The sequence below is a fragment of the Endozoicomonas sp. genome, assembly GCF_051008435.1.
GTDB lineage: Bacteria > Pseudomonadota > Gammaproteobacteria > Pseudomonadales > Endozoicomonadaceae > Endozoicomonas_A.
The window spans coordinates 1-21,274 of sequence record NZ_JBPCXO010000267.1; the positions used below are offsets into that span (position 1 = coordinate 1).

Annotated in this window: 17 protein-coding genes; 8 read left to right on the forward strand and 9 right to left on the reverse strand. The window is 46.6% G+C overall.

Annotated elements, in window-relative coordinates:
- The first annotated feature begins 480 nt into the window (after positions 1 to 480).
- The 4 genes from ACR2PX_RS13685 (at position 481) to ACR2PX_RS13700 (ending at position 7,650) form a co-directional block, all read left to right on the forward strand.
- The gene (locus ACR2PX_RS13685) at positions 481 to 1,866 is read left to right on the forward strand and encodes a S8 family peptidase (RefSeq protein WP_433999909.1); all 1,386 of its coding nucleotides are present in this window, start codon (positions 481 to 483) and stop codon (positions 1,864 to 1,866) included.
- Between the two features lie 200 nt (positions 1,867 to 2,066).
- The gene (locus ACR2PX_RS13690) at positions 2,067 to 4,163 is read left to right on the forward strand and encodes a TonB-dependent receptor plug domain-containing protein (protein ID WP_433999910.1); all 2,097 of its coding nucleotides are present in this window, start codon (positions 2,067 to 2,069) and stop codon (positions 4,161 to 4,163) included.
- 22 nt (positions 4,164 to 4,185) lie between these two features.
- Entirely contained in the window at positions 4,186 to 4,728 is a 543-nt protein-coding gene (locus ACR2PX_RS13695) for a YfiR family protein (RefSeq protein ID WP_433999911.1), read from the forward strand.
- A 123-nt stretch (positions 4,729 to 4,851) separates the two neighbouring features.
- Positions 4,852 to 7,650, forward strand: coding sequence for a response regulator (locus ACR2PX_RS13700; protein ID WP_433999912.1), 2,799 nt, complete (start codon positions 4,852 to 4,854; stop codon positions 7,648 to 7,650).
- 323 nt (positions 7,651 to 7,973) lie between these two features.
- On the opposite strand, the gene ACR2PX_RS13705 is transcribed toward ACR2PX_RS13700, so the two are convergent.
- Both ACR2PX_RS13705 and ACR2PX_RS13710 read right to left on the reverse strand, forming a co-directional pair.
- Positions 7,974 to 9,758, reverse strand: coding sequence for an acyl-CoA dehydrogenase C-terminal domain-containing protein (locus tag ACR2PX_RS13705; protein WP_433999913.1), 1,785 nt, complete (start codon positions 9,756 to 9,758; stop codon positions 7,974 to 7,976).
- 182 nt (positions 9,759 to 9,940) lie between these two features.
- On the reverse strand, positions 9,941 to 10,660 hold the full coding sequence (locus ACR2PX_RS13710; protein ID WP_433999914.1) for a hypothetical protein: 720 nt from the start codon (positions 10,658 to 10,660) through the stop codon (positions 9,941 to 9,943).
- A 534-nt stretch (positions 10,661 to 11,194) separates the two neighbouring features.
- Here ACR2PX_RS13710 and ACR2PX_RS13715 point away from each other — a divergent pair.
- Positions 11,195 to 11,455, forward strand: a complete 261-nt coding sequence (locus tag ACR2PX_RS13715) for a hypothetical protein (RefSeq protein ID WP_433999915.1) — start codon at positions 11,195 to 11,197, stop codon at positions 11,453 to 11,455.
- Between the two features lie 86 nt (positions 11,456 to 11,541).
- On the opposite strand, the gene ACR2PX_RS13720 is transcribed toward ACR2PX_RS13715, so the two are convergent.
- The 7 genes from ACR2PX_RS13720 to bioB all read right to left on the reverse strand — a co-directional run bounded on the left by ACR2PX_RS13720 (position 11,542) and on the right by bioB (position 18,845).
- Positions 11,542 to 13,332: an acyl-CoA dehydrogenase C-terminal domain-containing protein gene (locus tag ACR2PX_RS13720; protein ID WP_433999916.1), complete on the reverse strand. Its 1,791-nt coding sequence runs from the start codon at positions 13,330 to 13,332 to the stop codon at positions 11,542 to 11,544.
- 175 nt (positions 13,333 to 13,507) lie between these two features.
- Positions 13,508 to 14,257, reverse strand: a complete 750-nt coding sequence (locus ACR2PX_RS13725; protein WP_433999917.1) for a hypothetical protein — start codon at positions 14,255 to 14,257, stop codon at positions 13,508 to 13,510.
- Positions 14,258 to 14,356: 99 nt separating this feature from the next.
- The gene (gene bioD / locus ACR2PX_RS13730) at positions 14,357 to 15,040 is read right to left on the reverse strand and encodes a dethiobiotin synthase (protein ID WP_433999918.1); all 684 of its coding nucleotides are present in this window, start codon (positions 15,038 to 15,040) and stop codon (positions 14,357 to 14,359) included.
- On the reverse strand, positions 15,033 to 15,851 hold the full coding sequence (bioC, locus tag ACR2PX_RS13735) for a malonyl-ACP O-methyltransferase BioC (RefSeq protein ID WP_433999919.1): 819 nt from the start codon (positions 15,849 to 15,851) through the stop codon (positions 15,033 to 15,035). Before bioC ends, bioD begins: the two co-directional genes overlap by 8 nt.
- Positions 15,836 to 16,585 carry an alpha/beta fold hydrolase gene (locus ACR2PX_RS13740; protein WP_433999920.1) on the reverse strand — a complete coding sequence of 250 codons (750 nt, stop codon included), beginning with the start codon at positions 16,583 to 16,585 and terminating at the stop codon, positions 15,836 to 15,838. Before ACR2PX_RS13740 ends, bioC begins: the two co-directional genes overlap by 16 nt.
- Positions 16,582 to 17,757, reverse strand: coding sequence for an 8-amino-7-oxononanoate synthase (gene bioF / locus ACR2PX_RS13745; protein ID WP_433999921.1), 1,176 nt, complete (start codon positions 17,755 to 17,757; stop codon positions 16,582 to 16,584). Before bioF ends, ACR2PX_RS13740 begins: the two co-directional genes overlap by 4 nt.
- Positions 17,757 to 18,845: a biotin synthase BioB gene (gene bioB, locus ACR2PX_RS13750; RefSeq protein ID WP_433999922.1), complete on the reverse strand. Its 1,089-nt coding sequence runs from the start codon at positions 18,843 to 18,845 to the stop codon at positions 17,757 to 17,759. The genes bioF and bioB overlap by 1 nt, the downstream gene beginning before the upstream one ends.
- A gap of 106 nt (positions 18,846 to 18,951) precedes the next feature.
- Here bioB and ACR2PX_RS13755 point away from each other — a divergent pair, with 106 nt between their 5' ends.
- The 3 genes from ACR2PX_RS13755 to ACR2PX_RS13765 all read left to right on the forward strand — a co-directional run bounded on the left by ACR2PX_RS13755 (position 18,952) and on the right by ACR2PX_RS13765 (position 21,115).
- The gene (locus tag ACR2PX_RS13755) at positions 18,952 to 19,698 is read left to right on the forward strand and encodes a ComF family protein (protein ID WP_433999923.1); all 747 of its coding nucleotides are present in this window, start codon (positions 18,952 to 18,954) and stop codon (positions 19,696 to 19,698) included.
- Between the two features lie 380 nt (positions 19,699 to 20,078).
- On the forward strand, positions 20,079 to 20,597 hold the full coding sequence (locus ACR2PX_RS13760) for a hypothetical protein (protein ID WP_433999924.1): 519 nt from the start codon (positions 20,079 to 20,081) through the stop codon (positions 20,595 to 20,597).
- 59 nt (positions 20,598 to 20,656) lie between these two features.
- Positions 20,657 to 21,115, forward strand: coding sequence for a hypothetical protein (locus ACR2PX_RS13765; protein ID WP_433999925.1), 459 nt, complete (start codon positions 20,657 to 20,659; stop codon positions 21,113 to 21,115).
- Positions 21,116 to 21,274 lie beyond the last annotated feature (159 nt).

Here is a 21,274-nt window from a genome sequence, read left to right on the forward strand (position 1 = left end):
AATTCCAGAAAGAACGGCCCAATTATTCGATGAATTCGATTAAATAGGTCAACTATTCTCACGAATCCATCGAATAATTCGACTCGTTCTACTGAAATTTATGCTCGAAAGCATAAGTCCGACAGACTCCTAGTATGACACTTCAAGTGAGTTACCCCCCAAAGTACGATCAGGGACTACTGACTAAAAACACTTGATTTGATAGCCCCTCTATACGGGAAAAACAACACTTCTTCTAAGATCCAGTACCGTCCTGTTTAACTTCATCCATACTAATTTGAATCAATCTAAGTACCTGATTGGTTGTTTCGCTCTATTTTGGTAAGTAGATTTTTTCATACTTCAAGGCACAACGAAGGGCACGTAGCCTAGCCTACGTAACCAGAGTTGGAACACAGAAGGATGGAAAAGCCACCGTCCAGAATATTCGAAAACAATCAGTTAGATACTTATAACAACCAGAGGTAAGGATATCTCGTCATGAAAGCAAGGATTGCTTGGTTACTGATTTTTCTTGGATTCATTCCCCTGACAGCTACGACTCAGGAAATGGAAAATGAAACGGCGCCCCGTCAGGTAACCGACCGAATCATCGTTAAATATCACCCCAAGCCGACTCAGGGCAATGCCATGGCATTCATCAAACAGGGCGTAAGCTATGGCTCATTTGGTGTTGCTGCCGGTAAAGACAAAGAAATTCTTGAGATTGGTAGTAGCCTGAACATTAATGATGTTCAAACGCTAGCAGATGGTCTGGAAGATGATCCTCAAATTGCCTTTGCCGAGCCTGATTTCATCATGCAAATCATGCGAGTTCCCAACGATTCACGCTACAACGAACAATGGCATTATTTTGAATCTACAGCGGGTAGCAACCTTCCAGCCGCCTGGGATATGACCACCGGTCACAATGTCGTTGTTGGAGTGATTGATACTGGTATCGTTTATCACAAGGATATTGATGGCAACGTAGTTTCAGGCCACGACTTTATATCTCACTCATGGATTGCCAATGATGGCGGGGGCCGTGATAGCAATGCCACCGATTCCGGCGATGCCATAACTTCTGCTGGCGCCTGTGGCTATGCTAACGGCAAGCCAGTGCCACCGTCACCGACTGAAAGCAGCTGGCATGGAACCCATGTCTCCGGCACCATTGCAGCAGAGTCTAATAACAGCACAGGCGTTGCAGGTGTTGCCTGGAACGCCAAGGTCATGCCTTTGCGTGCTTTGGGCCGATGTGGTGGCTATACCTCTGATATTATTGATGCCATGCGCTGGGCAGCAGGACTGGACGTTTACGGTATGACTCGTAATAGCAACCCGGTGAAGGTTATCAACATGAGTCTGGGAGGCTTTTCCTATGGGTGCCCCCAGAGTTATCAAAATGCCATCAATGAAGTGGTCAGTGCCGGGGTAACCGTTGTTGTTGCAGCTGGTAATGAAAACACCAACGCCGCTTATGCCACTCCGGCCAACTGTAAAAATGTCATCACTGTTGGTGCGGTTGATCGGGGTGGAGACCGCAGCTGGTATTCAAACTACGGAAGTCATGTGGATATTTCAGCTCCTGGTGGTGAAACACGCTATTACGGCAACGGCGTTCTTTCTACTGCCAATGCCGGAGCCACTTCCGCCACTCAGGATAATTACGAGTACTATCAGGGTACCAGCATGGCTACTCCTCATGTTGCCGGAGTAGCTGCTCTCATGTACTCGATCACCCCTGATATCACTCCCGCCAGAGTGGAAGAAATTATCAAACTCAACGCCCGGTCTTTCTCGGGGGGCACCTGTAATACCAGCCTTTGTGGTGCCGGCCTTCTCGATGCTGGTGCTGCTGTACTGGATGCCAGAGACGATTAAATAATGAAAAGCAGGTCTACCAATCAGAGACCTGCTCCCTTTATCGCTCAAAAGTCGCCTTTGTCTGTCAGCCAGACAGAATCCAGCATTTCCAATTCAAGCCTCTCTAAATCAGCTAGGTTTTAAAGAAGACCTTTTTGTTTTCTGAATCTTCAACTTAAGCAGTGTTGGAATTAATTCAAGATCCATGGAGCGGAACCTTGAAAACCAAATTTCTACCCACACTGCTGGCCACATGCATTTTCGCAAGCAGTCAAGCTATCGCAGCATCACAAGAAGAAGAGGATCTTTTTGATCTCAGCCTTGAAGAGCTGATATCCATGGAGATTCCTGACGTCACTTCTGTATCCCGCAAAAAGCAGCGTTTGATGGATTCCGCCGCCGCTATCTATGTCATTACCAATGATGACCTTCGTCGCACCGGAGTAACTTCAATTCCTGAAGCACTAAGAATGGTGCCAGGTATGCAGGTAGCAAAACTGAATGCCAACACCTGGTCCATCAGCACCCGGGGATTTAACTACATTTTCGCTAACAAACTGTTGGTACTGATTGATGGCAGAACCGTTTACTCGCCACTCTTTTCCGGGGTGAACTGGGATGTTCAGGACACCATGATGGAGGATATAGACCGGATCGAGGTGATTCGGGGGCCCGGTGCCGCTCTCTGGGGAGCCAATGCCGTCAACGGTGTCATCAACATCATTACCAAGAAAGCCGCTGACACCCAGGGCAACCTCCTTTCAGCAGGTGGTGGTACTGAGGAAAAAGCTTTTGGAGCCTTCCGTCACGGTGGTGAGTTTGGCGAAACAGGTTTCTACCGAGTTTATGTAAAAGCCTTTGAACGGGATGGTCAGGTTAATGCAGAGGGTAAAGATACTGCTGACGACTGGAAAATGCGCAGGGCTGGTTTTAAATCAGAATGGAAAGTTACCTCTGATTCAGAAATGACCGTTCAAGGTGACCTCTATGAGGGTACTACCCGCCCCTTACTTCGGTTATATGATAAAACCCAGCCACTTAATCAACAAATGGCTAATAGATTTATTGTTGAGGGACTCAGTCGAGATCAACGTGGTGGCAACCTTGGGGCATATTGGAAAAGAACCCTGAGTGATACTCACGATTACTCATTCAGAGCTATTTACGACAACTATCAGAACTTTGATTATCGGATTGCTGAAAAACGTGACACGGTTGATTTTGAATTCCAGCATTACTATCAGCTCGGGGGAAAACACGATCTGGTCTGGGGTCTAGGATACAGAGCCACATGGTACGAAGTAAAAAATACTTCCTATATGTATCTGCTTGAAGGCAAGGACTCCAAACAGACAGAATTGTTCAGTGCGTTCATCCAGGATGACATCACGCTCAACGATCAGTGGACTTTCACCCTGAGTTCACGTTTTGAGCACAATAGTTTCACCGGATATGAGGTTCAGCCTAATGCCCGGTTAACCTGGAAACCGACTGAAAACAGAACTTTCTGGGCTGCCATCTCTAAAGCTGTAAAAACTCCTTCAATCAGTGAAACTGCCTTGCAAACTGATGGCATAACTATTGCTCAAGAGGATTCAGGGACTTTTCTATTGCCCATTAGAGGGAACCCAGAGCTTGAGTCAGAAAAGCTCGCTGCTCTGGAAATTGGGTACCGTGAGCAATTTGGCCATAGTTTCCGTATTGATGTCACTGCGTTTTACAACCAGTATGAAGATATCATTGCCTATGTTGATATCAATCGGTGCCCCAACGGCAGCTCTACCTCACCATTTTATTCAATACAAAACACATGCTCCGCTACTGATCCAGGCGTTGGTTTCTTTGAAATACCGACTACTCTCATCAATGGACTTGATGTAAAAACTTATGGACTTGAAATCATCGCTGACTGGCAGATCAAGGACTGGTGGAAACTTCAGTTAACTTATAGCTGGCTTCAGGTCGATGCTTGGCCAAACAGGGAAAAAACGGGATTCCTAAGCTCCAATGAAACGATTGTTGAAGATCTAAGCGCTCCCCACACTGCAAATATCCGATCCACAATGAACCTACCTAACCAGTGGTCTCTGGATTTCTGGGTTCGTTATATGGATAACCTGAAGGATGCCCATATCGGAGCCAATACCTCACTGGATATACGAGTAGCGAAAAAGTTTGGCGACAACGTTGAGTTCTCAATTGTCGGACAAAACCTTTTCAGGGATCACCACAGGGAGTTCTACGAAACACTCAGTGGTATGGCTCCAACAGAAACCCAGGAATCATGGTACGCCCAGATTCGCTGGCAATTTTAATCGGATGAAGGAGGATAACTTCATGCCGATGCCAATGAATATGATCAAGTCGAACATCAGCTTGTTGTTGATAACTGCCAGCTTGTCAGGACTGTTCTTTACCGCTGCAGCAAAAGCTGGCACGCCGGAGGATAGGGTTAAGACGGCCATTGTCTATAAAATCACCAAATTCGTTACCTGGCCCAAGAAAAAGCAAAGCCTCACACTTTGTATTCTGGGTGAAGGCTCGATTAATGGTGAGCTGATTAAAATAAATCGAAAAAGTAGCATGGGCAGACGACTGTCTGTGACCCACAAAGATCTGAATGCTCCTGTGGATAAGCTGTGTGACATTCTTTACTTGCATAGCATTGACCAGGCTTCTTCTTCAAAAATAACCAGTAGCCTGAAAGGCAAACCTATTCTGACCATCAGTGACAGTCGTTCATTCGCTGAACAGGGTGGCTCAATTGGTTTGGCCAGGAAGGGGAAGAAGATCAATTTCACCATCAACAAATCAACGGTTGATGCATCAGGCCTGAACATCAGCTCTCAATTACAAAATCTGGCCAAGGTGATTGATTAAACAGTTATGAGCAGGAAGTGCAGCGAGTTCTGAACGTGAGAAAGCTGCGTTTTCAAAATAAACAGTAGTCACTTGTTTTCATCCCATCCGGGATGAAAACCCTTTTTGGTAGTGCAATAAATAATGGTTACTTTCAGGAATCTTCCTATCAAGCGTAAGCTTCGTTATGCCATGTTAATCACGGCGTATGCAGTTTTGCTGGTAACCTTATCCATTCAAAGTGTCAGCGACCTGATCAAATCCCGTGCCTCGCTGGTTGATCACATGGAAACCCTGGCAGAAGTAGTGGGATCCAATGCTCATGCCGCTCTGGTTTTTGAAGATGAGAACTCAGCAAAAAATCTGTTAACAGGTTTTAGCAGTGCACCCCATATTCAGTCCGCTTTCCTTTTGAATGCCGATGGTGAGGAAATTGCTGCTTATCACCGGTCCAACCATAGCCCCTGGGCTTTTTCATTGCAGGACTTCGAACGTCCGGTCACTATTTTCAGTAATACTCGTCTCCACCTATACCGTCCGATTGTCCTCGATCAACAATTGATTGGGGCTATCTATATTCAATGTGATTTGTCTCCACTGTATATAGAACTGACTCAAAATCTATTACTGGCACTGGTTGCCGCTCTGATCTCTGTCATTCTGGCTTCTATTCTTGCGTCAAAACTTCAAAGACTGTTAGGTAAGCCTATTACTGAACTGGCCAATACGATCTCCCAGATGACCAAAAACGAGCAGTACGATCATCAGGTACAAAAATTTGATAACGATGAGATTGGTCAACTGTACGATTGCTTCAATGAAATGCTGATGCAAATAAAAGAGCGGGATCAGAGACTCCAGCAACATCGTGAAAATCTGGAAGCCGCTGTTGCAGACAGAACCAGAGAGTTACACAGCGCCAACCGTGAACTTAAAGATAATATTTCAGAACTGAATGAAGCCAAAGAAGCTGCTCTGGAAGCGGCTAAAGCCAAAAGCGCTTTTCTTGCCAATATGAGTCACGAGATTCGCACGCCAATGAATGGGGTGCTGGGTATGCTGGAACTTTTAAAAGATACCCGCCTAGACCGAGTACAGCAGGATTTTCTAGAGACAGCTTACAGCTCTGCCGATGCTTTGCTGCAAATTATTAACGACATCCTCGATTTCTCCAAAATTGAGGCAGGCAAAATGGAAATTGAATCCATTGATATGAATCCTGCTGAAATTGCTGAAGATGTCTGCGCCCTTCTGGCAGGAAAAGCCAGAGAGAAAGGTCTGGAGCTAAGCTGTTATACCGATGTTGACCTGCCCAGCATAATGAAAGGCGACTCTGTACGACTGAGGCAGGTTCTTACCAACCTGGTGGGTAACGCTGTCAAGTTTACCGAAGAAGGCGAAGTGGTTGTCCGACTTAACATGCTGAAAGCCAGGGAGAATCAGGTCAAAGTTGAATTTTTAGTAGAAGATACTGGTATTGGCATTGCCCCCGATGTACTTCCAAACCTGTTTTCAGCCTTTACCCAGGCTGATGGCAGTACCACCCGCAAGTTTGGAGGCACAGGTCTCGGACTCACTATATCACGACAGCTGGTAGAGCTGATGGGGAGTGACGTAGAGGTATCCAGTGCACTGGATTTGGGCTCAACCTTCTCATTTGTACTGGATCTGGATGTCTCTGAATCCCAGGCTGTTAAACCTCGGAATATAAGCCACGCTCTGGAAGGCATTAAAGCATTGATCGTGGATGATAACGCGACCAATCGAGAAATTCTCAGACATTACCTGACCGCATGGGGCATTGATCACTCAGAAGCCAGTGGCGGCAAGGAAGCTCTGACTGCCTTGTATAAAGCCGCTGAGGAAGGAGCTCCCTACGAGCTGATTCTCCTCGATATGGATATGCCAGAGATGGACGGGCTCGCACTTTCAAGGGCTGTTGATAAACATCCAGAACTAGCCAAAGCCAGAAGAATCATGCTGAGTTCCTCTGGCTTCATTACCCGCGCAAAACAAAAAGAAGTCGGCATTTCTGCTTGCCTAAGCAAACCCTACCGTCAATCCCGGTTGCTGGATACCACCATGCAAGTCATGCATGAACATCACATCCAGCAAACAGAAATGGTTGAAGCTCATGTTGAAGAAAATGCTTTCAGCCATCATATTCGAATTCTTCTGGTTGAGGACAATATTGTTAACCAGAAAGTGGCTGTCAGCATGCTGAAAAAGATTGGATTGAACAGCCCTGACATTGCGGCAGATGGTAAGGAAGCGGTAACAATGAGTCAAAAGCAGGAATATGACCTGATACTCATGGATTGCCAAATGCCGGAAATGAGCGGCTATGAAGCCACCAGTTTAATACGCAAACGGGAAAGTACTCACAACCTTCCACGAATTCCAATTATTGCTATGACAGCTAATGCCATGCAGGGAGACAGGGAAAAATGTCTGGCATCCGGTATGGACGATTATCTAAGTAAACCTATTAAGGCTAACACCCTCAAGGACAAACTGGCTCAATGGTTAATCAATGATCTTGATGACAATACAGAGTCAGATACTGTTTCCGAAGCTACTTCAGATGAAGATTACCTGGATCAAGAAGAGCAGGATCCGGTTCTTGATATGGTGACTCTGAATACACTAAAAGAAATCATGGAAGAAGAGTTCGACAGTCTTGTAGATAGTTATCTTGAAGATGCTCCCTCACTCTTGAAAGATATCCAGAATGCTTCAAAAGAAGCTGACCTCCAAATTATGATTCGGGCGGCCCATACATTAAAATCCAGCAGTAATAACCTTGGAGCATCGCTGTTAGCCGGCATTTCACTGGAAGTTGAAAAACTGGGTAAAGACAATCAACTTTCAGAAGCGATCCGATTCATCCCTAAACTGGAAAATGCCTTGAAGAAAACGACCTTGGCACTTAAATCTCTCTAAGAGACTATAAATACCTTCCCCAAAAAGAAAAACCTCGCAGAGCGAGGTTAATTATTCTGGGCGACTCCCTGTGAGCGTCCTGCTCATTATTTTGCTTCCATGCCTCTACATTCCATGTAGATTAAAAGCCCATTAATTTAACTATAGACAATTGGTCAGGAATGCAAAGTTATCCGAGTTGAAGAATAGCAACACTTGTCTTGCAATAGACTTACAACTTGTTGCCTTCAATAAGAAAAAGCCTTTCAACACTCAAGTGAAGAAAGGCTTTCTTTATTAAAATATCGTTAAAATCATCTCATTCTCAAGAAAAAAAATAGTTATCAGAACTGATCAACCAATAAACCATAAAGCTCTTCAGTTCCAGAAGCCGCCGTGATTAATAAGCCTTCCATTTTAGGTAGTAAGCGCTTGTAGAAATATCGAGCTGTGATAATTTTCGCCTGATAAAAGCTCTCTCCCTCGGTACCTGCAGACAACTGAGTCTGCGCTTCTCTTGCCATCATGGCCCACATCCAGGCATAAGAGACATAGGAGAAAGCATGCAGATAATCAGTACAACTGGAGTTAACGGTATTCGGATCTGTTGCAGCCTGATTCTGGAGTTCATTGGTCAGAGACTCGAGTTTAGCCAAAGCAGTTTCCAATGGCGCAGCAAACTCATCGCCTTCTCCGTCAGCAATGAAACCTCTGACATTCTCAGCAAATTGTTTGAAGTAGGCGCCACCATTCATGACAATCTTGCGACCCAGTAAATCCAGAGCCTGAATACCATTGGTGCCTTCATAAATCTGAGCGATGCGTACATCTCTGACCAGCTGTTCCTGACCCCATTCACGTATGTAGCCATGACCTCCAAATACTTGCTGGCCAGCCACACAACTCTCTAACCCCATATCGGTGAGGAAGGCTTTGACGACTGGTGTTAAAAGCGCCACCTGATCAGCAGCCTGCTTTCTTTCAGTTTCATCCGGGCTGAACTTGGCAGTATCGAGCTGAGTCGCCACATAGGTTGAGAAAGCTCGCCCGCCTTCATTCAGAGCTTTCATATTCAACAGCATTCTTCGAACATCACCATGCACAAGAATCGGATCTGCTGCTTTATCCGGCTGTTGAGGACCTTTAGCCGCTCGACCCTGAATTCTATCCTGAGCATATTCCAGGGCTGACTGATAAGACATTTCACTGGTGCCCAACCCCTGAATACCCACAAAGAGTCGTTCGTAGTTCATCATGGTGAACATCGCGTTGAGACCCTTGTTTGCTTCTCCAACCAGATACCCTTTAGCACCATCAAAGTTCATAACACAGGTCGCTGAAGCCTTGATCCCCATCTTGTGCTCTAAAGAGCCACATTGGACCTCGTTTCTATTCGCCAAAGAACCATCTTCATTAACATGTACTTTTGGCACCAGAAACATGGAAATGCCCTTGGGTCCTGCAGGCGCATCAGGCAACTTGGCCAGAACCAGGTGAATGATATTTTCAGTCAGATCATGCTCACCGGCTGTAATGAAAATCTTGGTTCCCGTGATGTTATAGGAACCATCACCATTATCTTCTGCGCGAGTTCTGATAATGCCAAGATCGGTACCACTGTGTGACTCTGTCAGACACATGGCTCCAGTCCACTCTCCAGAATAAAGCCTGGGGAGATACAATGATTTCAATTCTTCAGAAGCATGGGCATCAATAGCTAGTGCCGCACCAGAAGTCAGACTGGGATAGAGAATAAATGCCAGGCTGGCACTGCTGAACATCTCATCAAACTGAGCACTGAGGGCTTTTGGCATCCCCATACCACCGTACTCAGGATTGCCACCAATCCCTGTCAGGCCGGCCTCTGAAAATAACTGGTAGGCTTGTTTATAACCTTTCGGCGTGGTGACACCTTCTTCGCTCCAGTGGCAACCTTCTTCATCACCCTCTCTATTCAGAGGGGCAACGGTTCTTGCAGCCAGTTTGGCTCCCTCCTCCAGGAATGCATCAGCTGTTTCACGATCAACCACTTCCTGAATAGCAGGCCACTGACCCCAACGTTTATCCGCATTGAAAACTTCGTACATTACAAAGCGCATATCACGGAGAGGTGCCTGATAATCTGCCATGGTGGACACTCCTGGAGTTATAGTGTTTTTAGTCAAGTGTTCTCTTATTTTACCTTAGAGAATAGGGGTCTAAAAGAAATGTTTTAAACTAACGTTTGAATTTTTAGCTACAAAAAAGCCACAGTAGTTACCTGTGGCTCCTGAAACCAGCTAAAAACGCTTTTCGTGAAACATTTCCGTCATCAGAAACGGTAATAGAAACCTGCTGTTAAAACGACTCCAGCCCAGGAGAGCTCAACACCAAAGCCTTTGTAATCGATGTCCAGAACAGCCTGAAGCAGAGGAAAGAAACGTGTGTCATACAAGGTCAGATATTTTGTGTAACCATACATAATACCTGCACGATAGCCTGCCTCTACATCAAATTCACCGTACTTCTGCTGAAACAGAGTACGCTGCCAGCCAGCTGACCATACCCGGTCACTGTGAGTATTAATAAAAGTTCCCCCAAAATAACCCTTGTAGGTGAAACCAATCAGCTCGTTATTATTTTCCTGATCATCGCCAGGATCCAGATGCAGCGTCCACATTCCCAGATAAATATGATCCCGGGATGGACGCCCCCAGATTTGATCGACCCATCCCGACTCCTGTTCAAAACTGTTGTAGGGAGAGAATGTGTCGAGATCTAAAGGAGCAGAAACTTCGTCCGAGCTTGTAGCAGATTCATCAACATCGGAATTCACCACGTCCTTATCGGTATCAGCGGCCAGCATGACACCGGCAGGCTCCAGCCATTGGGATTGTCTCGGGTGGCTCTGTAGTCCAAAGTTAATGTCGCTTTTCTCTGCGGCTTTCACGCTGCAGGGAATCAGAAGAATCAAAATCACCTGTAAGAAAGAATTAATGAATCGCCTGGAAAAGCCCGATAATGGGTTTATTAGTATTTTCTGTGTGCTCATCGCCTCGCCTAATACAGCTCCTGATGCGGCTGTTATATCTCCATGGTCTTTGAAAAAGGATTATTGACGTATTTTTTTATAGACCAGCGATGGAGGTTAGGCAAAAACAAATAGACGATAGACTCAAAAGAGTATCCGGAAAAAATCACCGGATTATGATTTTTTTCATGTTAACTTAAAGTAAGTACCCAGGAATGTTTCGAACTTTTTGACGAGTGGATTGCTTCATCCTTCAGGCACAGCAGTGGTAGCGTAGCCCTAGGAGCCTGTCGGACTTATGCTTTCGAGCATAAATTTCAGTAGAACGAATCGAATTATTCGATGGATTCGTGAGAATAGTTGACCTATTTAATCGAATTCATCGAATAATTGGGCCGTTCTTTCTGGAATTCAGGCCGAAATAGCCTTAAGTCCGACAGGCTCCTAGCTACGAAACCAAAGCTGTAACACAACAGGATGGGAAGAGCCGTCACTCATAACAATGCGAAAACAACCAGTTAGGTACTTTAATACGCATATTTCAAAGGAATGACTATGCGGTATCTGATTTCCCTGCTCAGCATTATGTTGAAAATTAAATGGCAACCCGACTGGATGCAGAACCAGTCGCCTGAGGCCAACCACTTTTATCGTCGTACCTTCACTGGCTCTTATCGAGCTAAAAAGAAGATTGTGAAAAATATCTGGATCGCAGCCGGACTTTTAATGCTCATCAATCCGGTTATACACATTGTGATGCTAATTGCCTTACCTGCCACACTGCTCAGCTTTGTCATACTGGATGAGACACCCTAGAAGCCTGCTTCGTACCCAAGGGATGATTTTTTACCACAAAAAAAGGGTTGCTCTAAGCAACCCTTTTTCTAAAGATGAGTCGGTGATTAAATGTCGCCGAAATCTTCCTCAGCCATATCCAGCAGATTTTCTGTGCCAGATAGCATGGCTGACTTATGAGCTAAAGTTCTTGGCAGAATACGTTCGTAGTAGAAACGTGCGGTCTGAATCTTGGCCTTGTAGAACCCTTCTTCAGTATTGCCTTCTGCCAGTTTTTCCTGGGCCAGGCGAGCCATGTCAGCCCACATGTAAGCCAAGGTCACATAACCAGAGTACATCAGGAAGTCGACGGCAGCCGCACCCACTTCATCAGGGTTTTCCATCGCCTTCAGACCCAGCTGCATGGTGAGATCGCCCCACTCCTTGTTCATGGCAGCCAGAGGCTCAACAAAGGCCTTCAGGTCTTCATTCTCGGCATGAGTCTGACAGAATTTGTGAATTTCCTTGGTGAAAGGCTTCATGGATTCACCACCGGTCTGGAAGATTTTTCTTCCCAGCAGATCCAAAGCCTGAATACCGGTCGTTCCTTCATACAACATTGAGATGCGGCAGTCACGAACGTTCTGTTCCATACCCCACTCACTGATGTAACCATGACCGCCATAACACTGAACGCCGTGGTTGGCAGATTCAAAGCCGGTTTCGGTCAGGAATGCCTTCAGGATAGGTGTCAGGAAACCCAGCTCTTTGTCAGCCTGCCCACTCACAGCTTCATCAGGACTATGCAACAGATCCGCTTTCTTGGCTGTGTAGTACATCAAAGCACGATTGCCTTCAGTAAAGGCTTTGATGGTCAGCAGCATACGGCGCACGTCAGGGTGCACAATGATTGGATCTGCCGGACCGTCAGGATTCTTGGCACCGCTCAGAGAGCGCATTTGCAAACGCTCACGGGCATAACGAAGAGCACCCTGATAGGCGATTTCACCGTGGGATAAACCCTGAATACCTGTACCCAGACGAGCGGTATTCATAAAGGTGAACATGCAGTTCAGACCACGATTTTCCGCTCCAATCAGGTAGCCGGTCGCTTCGTCAAAGTTCATGACGCAAGTCGCATTACCGTGAATACCCATTTTGTGCTCAATGGAACCGCAGCTTACACCATTGCTCTCACCGTGTTTTCCGGGCAAGTGCTTGGGCACAATAAACAGGGAGATACCTTTGGTACCTTCAGGAGCACCTGGCAGACGAGCCAGAACGATGTGGACAATATTGTCTGCCATGTCATGTTCACCGGCAGAAATAAAGATCTTGGTACCCGAAATCTTGTAAGAACCATCAGCAGCAGGCTCAGCCTTGGTGCGCAGCATACCGAGGTCAGAACCACAGTGAGGCTCAGTCAGACACATAGTACCGGTCCACTCACCGGATACCAGTTTGGTCAGATAGGTTTGCTTTTGTTCTTCAGTACCGTGGGCTTCCAGAGTGTTCATGGCACCGTGGCTGAGTCCTGGATACATACCCCAGGACCAGTTAGCTTCACCCATCAGTTCGCTGAGAACCAGACCCAGAGAGTAAGGCAGACCCTGACCACCGTATTCAGGGTCACTGGCCAGAGAAGCCCAACCACCTTCGACATACTGCATGTAGGCATCTTTAAAGCCATCAGGTGTTTTTACACCGTCCTCAGACCAGGTACAGCCTTGCTCATCGCCGACCTGATTCAGAGGAGCCAGAACCTGCTCGCAGAACTTGGCACCTTCTTCAAGGATGGCGTCAACCATATCAGGGGTAGCTTCTTCACCACCGGGGATACTAGCGTAATGCTCTTGGTATCCTAGGAGCTCGTCACGTACGAACCGGATATCGCGCAGGGGGGCCTTATATTCTGGCATAACGGTACCTCTGGGTTCTCTTATATTTATTCAATGAACTGGTTTTATTAAGAGTATAGTACCAGTTTCAAACAGTTGTTTGAAACTTACGTTCGCTTACAACAAATGTCAACTATTGTTCATGCTTTATCTTGCAAAAACGTGGTGCTTGCAAAGATACCTGATCAGTAGTTTTTTAGTGGAGTCTTCCTGGGGGTAAGTGGCTCACCGTCTCGCTCACTTTGTGCAGAATGTCGTTATCACTTTCGCTATCTGTTCGCAGCCATACTTCAGAAGCTTCTTTTCCCAAGGTTAGCTGACCCAGCTTAACCAGAAAACTTCTGGCACTGGATAATGTAAGGAGATGATTGGAAGCCAGTACATCGCCGCTTCTGAACTCTTCATAAGCTTTATCCACAGCCTCACGCAGACGGTTGAGATAGCTGTCAGAATCAGCAAACTCAGCCAGCAGACGCCCTGTATACTCCTCTGGATGATTAAGTATTTCAGCCTCAATACTGTTCAGAAAATCTTCCTGAGCATGACCTTCCCCCGTGTAAAAAGCTCTCTGATGCATGAGCTGTCGCACAGAGAAGATACCTTCCATGAACGCTTCTGTTTTCCCCTCTCTCAGGGAAGACAAGGCAGTATCAACCTGACCTTTGATCTGGGTATCTAATCGTGGCACAGCCCGACTGGCCCAGTTAGAGGGTTTTATAAGACCCAATCGGAACTTGAACTCCTCCATAGTCATTCTTTTAATTCTTCGCTGCCCTGAAGTACGCTTGAAAGGATTGCTCTTCAGGTTGTTCAGCTTTTTTTTCACGCTTTCAGGAACACTGACTTTAAAACGTCCTTTCCACCTGACTGACCTTGGCTGAGCCTTCTGGGGAGAGGTGTCAGAGGCAGGTTGATATGAAGGCGTCTCGTCGACTTTCCTGACCATAAGATTCAGTTCCAATATCCACTACTGTTTTTATCGGAAGAGAGCGACGAAACTGATATGAATCAGGAACCACAAGGGTTCCTGCACTTGAGATAAGAATCAGATATTCAGGGGAGAGAGATCAAGACTGGCGACAGCATCATTTTGCTGATCATCAGAGCACCAGGGAACAACACCGAGGCAGGGAGCATTAATTGTACGCTGCAGGGTTTCGACATTTTCCTGGAAACGGCTCATATTGGGATCGATTTGATTAGCCACCCAACCAGCCAACGTACAGCCACTTTGCAAAATAGACTCTACCGTCAGCAGAGCATGACTGATACACCCCAGCTTCATACCCACCACCAGAATCACCGGAAGATTCATTTCCTTAGCCAGATCGGCCAGCATCTCCCGATCATTCAGAGGTACTCGCCAACCACCAGCGCCTTCAATGAAGGAAAGATCATGGCGGGTCATCAAGGCTCCTCGACAAAAGCCTGTCAGGCGATCCACTGTGACTCGTCTGCCTTCTTCCTGAGCTGCAATATGGGGTGCAATAGGAGGTTCAAAAAGAACCGGATTGACTTGTGAATAGCCCATCTCAATATTCATGGCACTCATGAGGTTAAGAGCGTCATCATTTCTAGGACCGTCTGGAGTGTCATCTGATCCGGCAGCAACCGGCTTCAAAGCGAGGGTTTTCAACCCTTTCTCATTGGCAGCCTGAAGCATTGCACAGGTAACAAAGGTCTTCCCGGCATCGGTATCGGTGCCAGTGACAAAAAATGTTCTAGGCATGGGCAGGTTTTCTCAAAATCCCGTACAACACTTGATAGGACAGGGGTAAACCAGCATCCACCCGGAAAGGTTCATAGGCTTCCTGCAGCCTGGCCAACCGACCTCGGGTCATCAAACCGGGTTGCCGACTGTGAACGGTATTCACCCCCAGCGCTTTCAGTTCTCTGAGTAACTGAAACAGTTCAGGATAGTAGAGCGTCTCGGTCTGCTGCTTGAAAGATTGCTGCTTAAAGCTTGACTCCAGAACCCACTGTTTCTGTTTTTCAAACGTTTCAAACCCGTTGATGTGAACATTACTGTCCACCTGCTGCCAGGCATCTCCCAACTCTGTCATGGTGCCACTGGCCAGACTGGAGAAAACAAAGACACCACCGGGCCGGAGCACCCGATAAAGCTCATCCAGCACCGTTTCAAATGAGCACCATTGAATAGCCAGGCTGGAGAACACCAGATCAAAACTGTTTGATTTAAACGGCAGCGACTCAATATCTCCGGAACACCAGGACGCTGAGTCACACTGGGAACGAGCAAATTTAAGCATGCCCATAGCCAGATCCAGCCCGGTAACATGAGAATCAGGAAAGTGGCTGGAAAGCAGAGAAGTCTGGCTACCCGTTCCTGACCCAAGATCCAGTACATGTTCAGGACAGCTATCGGTAGGCAGTCCCATCATGGCTCTTGATGCAACACGACTCTGAAGCACTGCAGCTGAATCATAAGTGCTTGCTGCGCGACTGAAATTGGCAGCAACACGTTGCTTGTTGATTCGAGTTTCTATCGAATAATCAGCTACTTTCAGCTTCGGTTGCATAAGCGGTTAACCTGGTCAGCTACCTGTCTAATGGCACCTGAGCTCTGATCAAGAAAGAAACAATGACCGCCGTCCATCATCAGAACCTTGTGTCCCGGGTAGTCCTTCTCAATTCTGCTGCCGGTATCGGAGGGCACCAATGCATCATCCTTACCAAAGCAGTGAATAACAGGGCAGCGAATATCGGAGAGCTGGGAACGAACGTCACTGGCCCCCAATAATTGCAGCAACTGCAAAAGAATAGTTGATTCCAGGTCTGCATCCCGGCTAATTGCACTTTGCAGGGTTTTCAGCACTTCTTTACGATTAGTGTTTCCCATGCTGCAAAGCAGTGAGAACTGGTCAACCGTCGCGACTGAATCTTCCTGCATACCTGCATAAAAGCTCTCAAAAGTCTGAGGCAACATGGCTTCAGACCAATCCGAATTACGCACAAAACAGGGATTACACCCCAGGGTTACCAAACCCGCTACCTTATCCGGATTCTGGCTGGCATAAATGGACGCCAGAGTGCCTCCCAAAGACCAGCCCACCAGAATGACCGGTGTCTCCAGCAGATGCATGTCCAGATAGTTCATCAACTGCTTCCAGTCATACTTCTTGCCCCGTTCCCAGACCAGTCCAGGTAACTGCACGATAGATGCACGACCATCACCATCTAAAGCCTCAGCCAGAGGCTCCATAATAGTTGCAGGCATCGCCCAACCACTGACCAGAACAATGGGTAAACTCATGCTACTTCCTCCTGTAACGGGCGTACCGTTCTCTCCAGTGCATCCAGTAGCTGCTCTACATGTTTTTGTTCATGACCGGCACTGAAGGTAATACGTAACCTTGAAGTTCCTTTGGGAACCGTGGGGGGACGAATGGCCGTCACCAGGATACCCTGTGCTGCCAGAGCTTCACTCATGGCCACAGCGGTATCAGCAGACCCGACAATAACAGGCTGAATAGGAGAGTGCGAGTCCATGAGTTCCAATCCCATCCGCTTGCACTCTTTTCTGAAGAATTGAATCAGCTGATTCAGATGTTCTCTCCTCCAGCTTTCTTCTTTCAAAATTCTTAGACTGGTTCGGGTGGCTTCTGCTACGGCCGGAGGCATAGACGTTGTGTAGATGTAGGTGCGAGCAAACTGAATCAGTGTTTCAATCAAAGCTTCACTGCCCGCAACAAAAGCACCTGCCGTACCGAAAGCTTTGCCCAAAGTGCCTACCAGAACCGGCAAATCTTCCTGACCCAGGGAAAAATATTCAGCCGCACCACCGCCACTTTCACCCAGGGCGCCAAAACCATGAGCATCATCCACCATTAACCAAGCATCATGACGATGCGCCAACTCTGACAATTCTTTCAGAGGGGCTAAATCACCATCCATGCTAAAAACACCGTCAGTGACTATCAACTTGCGCCTTGCATCCGCCCTGTGCAATCGGGCTTCAAGGTTCGCCACATCATTATGAAGATAACGCTGGAACCGGGCACCCGATAACAACCCAGCATCCAGTAGAGAAGCATGGTTCAGACGATCCTGAAAAACAGCATCCTCTTTTCCTAACAGAGCACTGATGACACCAAGATTCGCCATATACCCATTGGAAAAAAGTAAAACCCGCTCTCGACCCGTAAATGCCGCCAGCTCTTCTTCCAGCTGGTGATGTGCACGACTATGGCCGATCACCAGGTGAGAAGCACCTCCACCCGTACCATATTCCGAAGTCGCTCTCACCATGGCAGCGCTGACTTCAGGATGATTCGCCAAACCAAGATAATCATTACTGCAGAAAGCCAAATAGGGCTTTCCATCCACCACCACTTCCGCTCCTTGAGGCACCTCAAGGGTTTTTCGTGCGCGATAGAGCCCCTGGGTCCGGCGAGCCTGAAGGTCCTTCTCAAGGTCGAAAGTCATCAGGAAGCCTTCTGACCCATAGCATCGAAGTATTGCTCATTGTTCAATAAAGAGTCTCGCTCTCGAAGTGGACAGATCTGTGCCAATTCCTGCTCATCCAGCTCAGTGGTGTCATCCATATTGATGCCCAGCTTGTTAAACAGCTGTCGGTCACTGCTCTCTTTTGGATTGGCAGTGGTCAGCAACTTGTCACCCAGGAAAATTGAATTGGCACCGGCCAGGAAAGCCAGAGCTTGAAGCTCATCACTCATATTTTCACGGCCTGCCGACAGACGAACACAGGAAGCAGGCATCATGATTTTGGCTACCGCAATGGTGCGAACAAAATCGATCCCGTCTACTTCCTCAACATCAGCCAGGGGCGTACCTTCTACTCGAACCAGCATGTTCACAGGCACACTTTCCGGATGCTTGGGCAAGTTAGCCAGCTGGATCAACATACCAGCACGGTCTCTTTCCGTTTCACCCAGACCTACGATGCCACCACTGCAAATATTCATGCCTGAATCACGAACATGGGCAAGAGTATTCAGACGGTCTGAGAAAGTTCGAGTGGTGATGATGCTACCGTAGAATTCCGGTGAGGTGTCCAGATTGTGGTTGTAATAATCAAGACCGGCCTGGGCCAACACTCCGGCCTGCTCTTCATTCAGCATGCCCAGGGTCATACAGGTTTCCAGCCCCATCTCCTTAACCCCTTTTACCATCTCCAGGATGTAAGGCATATCTTTCTCAGGAGGGTTTTTCCAGGCTGCGCCCATGCAGAAGCGCGTTGCCCCGGAAGCTTTTGCCCGACGGGCCTCTTCCAGAACCTTACGCACCTCCATTAATTTTTCTTTGTCCAGACCGGTGTTGTAGTGACCGCTCTGTGGGCAATATTTGCAGTCCTCCGGGCAGGCACCTGTCTTGATGGACAACAGTGTACTAACCTGCACCCGGTTAGGATCAAAGTGTTCTCTATGCGCCAGCTGAGCTTGAAAGATCAGATCATTGAACGGCATTTGGAACAGGGCTTCGACTTCGTCGAATGTCCAGTCATGGCGCAGTGCGCTGGAACCTGAGTCCTTGAGGCTTGAAACGTTAGTCATGTTTTTCACTGATGCGTCCCTGAAGGAGCTCTCTCTATTGTTGGTCAGCGGCTCAATTATTAAAAATCGAGATTAAAAACATGAACGATGATAATAAAATGAAATTATGCGTCAATTGTTAAAACGTAACAGAGTTTACAAATGGCTAAAATTTAGACAATTTATTTCTATTAGCTGTTTGTTGTGCAGAGCTGATACACCCATGAATCAGCCAGTTTGTAGACTGTGCATACATTCACTGCCTGTTGCAGAAAAACACTGCCAGTCCTGTGGTATCCCGGTTCTACCCAGTTCTTCAGAATTCTGCGCCCGCTGCCTTCAGAAAAAGCCGGTATTCGATAGCTGTTACTCTGCCTTCAATTACGAGTTTCCTATCGATCACCTTCTCAAACAAATCAAACATCACCAGCAACTGATCTACCTTTCTCCTCTAACTCACCAATTGAGCCGCACCCTGCTTCATCAATACGATGGCCGAGAGTGGCCTCAGGCAATCCTGCCTGTTCCACTTCACAACAAGCGTTTGCGAACCAGAGGCTTCGATCAAACGCTAATACTCTCGAGGCAACTGGTAAAAAACCTTCATGCCTATCAGAAAATGAAGTTGGAAACTCATCTGATCAGACGACAGAAACATACAGATCCACAACAGGGTCTGCAGGCGTCAAAACGAAAGAGTAATATTAAAAATGCATTCTCACTGACAGGCACACCCGATTATGAATATCTCGCCATAGTGGATGATGTGGTGACTACCGGTGAAACGGTCTCTGAAATCACCCGGCTCTTGAAAAAGCACGGAGTGAAGCGTGTGGATATATGGTGTCTGGCAAGAACACCTGACCATCACTAAACCGAGCCTTTCACCACCCTCCCGTTCACGTTAAGATGCGTATCTGACAATCTGTTAAAAAGTCCATTTTCAACAATAAATACAGAAGACCAGGCACGGAAGGGCTACCACATTGGATGTAAAGAAGTACTGCGATATTCGAAGCTTTGAGCCGGATGAGCAAACAGTAAAAGCTCTCAAAAAAATCGAAAGACAAACAAAGCTGTCCAACACACTAAAAACACTCGTCAGCACCGTTCCTCTCTATAAGATATTTGTAGAGCCCGCCCCGAAAGGAAAAACCACCTTTGATGCGTTGACTTATGACTGGCTTGCGTTTGAGCAGGCGCTTAAGTCTATCAATAAATATCATAGAAGAAGAATATGGGAGATAGCCTCAAGTGAATCCCTTTATTCGGACTCCCATAATCAAAAAAACAGACTATTTTGGGAGTGTATTCAGAATGCTACCAGGTAGAAAAACTGCTCTCTTTATCATTGCGATTGTGGTTCTGAGTTCAGCACAGGCTCAGGAATGTCGAACAGGCATACTGGATTTGCCGAGTTCACATTGGCTAAGGCAAGAAACGGTAGACACTCAAAAAAAACTCCTCTTATGGTTGAGCTATAGAAACACCTATTTCTGCGATCGAAACGTTATGGGAAATGACCTTTTAGATGCAATAGAAAAGGCTGCTGAAAACAACAGTAGAGAAGAGCTTGATCTAACTATCAATATAGCCCTGTCAATGGTTCCTACAGAAAAGAGAAAAAAGAAAATTGCATCACTGGTTGGAACTAGGAGGTTAAATAACCTTTTAGAAAACCATCCCGAATCATTTGATCCTGTAGCTACTGGAAAAGCCTGGGGACTGATTCCCAGCTTTCCGGAAGAGAACAGACCTCAAGAGCCAGAGTGAAACTTGGGATATACGATCCCATAATTATGCCAATATCAAGGTTTGGGAGTGTGTAAGCAATGCGACAAGGTAGGGCTGTTACCACAGTTTTCTTTCTATGGCTGGCTTCAGCCGTAGCAAATGCTGAAGAATGCCAAACAGGTATATTAAATATTTCTGAATCTCATTGGCTAAGACAGAAGACTCCTGACGTAATAAAGCAAGTAGTCTTATGGCTTCATAAAAGAAATTCTTATATTTGTTATAGAGATGAACTCGCACATGACTTCTTATCAGCAGCAGAAAATACTGCACAAAGTGGAGATAAACAGGAGCTTCAAAGAATTACTGACAACCTTATGTCAATTATCCCCACCAAAGATGAAAAGGCACAAATAGCTTCACAGGTGGGCGAAAAAAGACTGAACGAACTGGTAAAGAACCACCCTGAATCATTTGATCCTGTAGCTACTGGAAAAGCCTGGGGACTGATTCCCAGCTTTCCGGAAGAAGACAAACCCAAGGAGTCAGAAAACTAATGGGTTTCGATATCATAGAAGAAGAATATGGGAGCAGGGCGTAAGCTCCAGACAGACTGACGTATCAGTATTTTTGTGCCATACCTTGTTGCCATAGCAGAGGTATTTTAAATGGCTGAATACGTCACCTTATGCGAAAGGCTTCATAACCTTTCTGAC

What these genes read in the sequence shown, in the direction of transcription:
- ACR2PX_RS13685 (WP_433999909.1), top strand. Translation starts at nt 481, where the DNA reads ATGAAAGCAAGGATTGCTTGGTTACTGATTTTTCTTGGATTCATTCCC.
- ACR2PX_RS13695 (WP_433999911.1), top strand. Translation starts at nt 4,186, where the DNA reads ATGCCGATGCCAATGAATATGATCAAGTCGAACATCAGCTTGTTGTTG.
- ACR2PX_RS13700 (WP_433999912.1), top strand. Translation starts at nt 4,852, where the DNA reads ATGGTTACTTTCAGGAATCTTCCTATCAAGCGTAAGCTTCGTTATGCC.
- ACR2PX_RS13705 (WP_433999913.1), bottom strand. Translation starts at nt 9,758, where the DNA reads ATGGCAGATTATCAGGCACCTCTCCGTGATATGCGCTTTGTAATGTAC.
- ACR2PX_RS13710 (WP_433999914.1), bottom strand. Translation starts at nt 10,660, where the DNA reads ATGAGCACACAGAAAATACTAATAAACCCATTATCGGGCTTTTCCAGG.
- ACR2PX_RS13715 (WP_433999915.1), top strand. Translation starts at nt 11,195, where the DNA reads ATGCGGTATCTGATTTCCCTGCTCAGCATTATGTTGAAAATTAAATGG.
- ACR2PX_RS13720 (WP_433999916.1), bottom strand. Translation starts at nt 13,332, where the DNA reads ATGCCAGAATATAAGGCCCCCCTGCGCGATATCCGGTTCGTACGTGAC.
- ACR2PX_RS13725 (WP_433999917.1), bottom strand. Translation starts at nt 14,257, where the DNA reads ATGGTCAGGAAAGTCGACGAGACGCCTTCATATCAACCTGCCTCTGAC.
- bioD (WP_433999918.1), bottom strand. Translation starts at nt 15,040, where the DNA reads ATGCCTAGAACATTTTTTGTCACTGGCACCGATACCGATGCCGGGAAG.
- bioC (WP_433999919.1), bottom strand. Translation starts at nt 15,851, where the DNA reads ATGCAACCGAAGCTGAAAGTAGCTGATTATTCGATAGAAACTCGAATC.
- ACR2PX_RS13740 (WP_433999920.1), bottom strand. Translation starts at nt 16,585, where the DNA reads ATGAGTTTACCCATTGTTCTGGTCAGTGGTTGGGCGATGCCTGCAACT.
- bioF (WP_433999921.1), bottom strand. Translation starts at nt 17,757, where the DNA reads ATGACTTTCGACCTTGAGAAGGACCTTCAGGCTCGCCGGACCCAGGGG.
- bioB (WP_433999922.1), bottom strand. Translation starts at nt 18,845, where the DNA reads ATGACTAACGTTTCAAGCCTCAAGGACTCAGGTTCCAGCGCACTGCGC.
- ACR2PX_RS13755 (WP_433999923.1), top strand. Translation starts at nt 18,952, where the DNA reads ATGCGTCAATTGTTAAAACGTAACAGAGTTTACAAATGGCTAAAATTT.
- ACR2PX_RS13765 (WP_433999925.1), top strand. Translation starts at nt 20,657, where the DNA reads ATGCGACAAGGTAGGGCTGTTACCACAGTTTTCTTTCTATGGCTGGCT.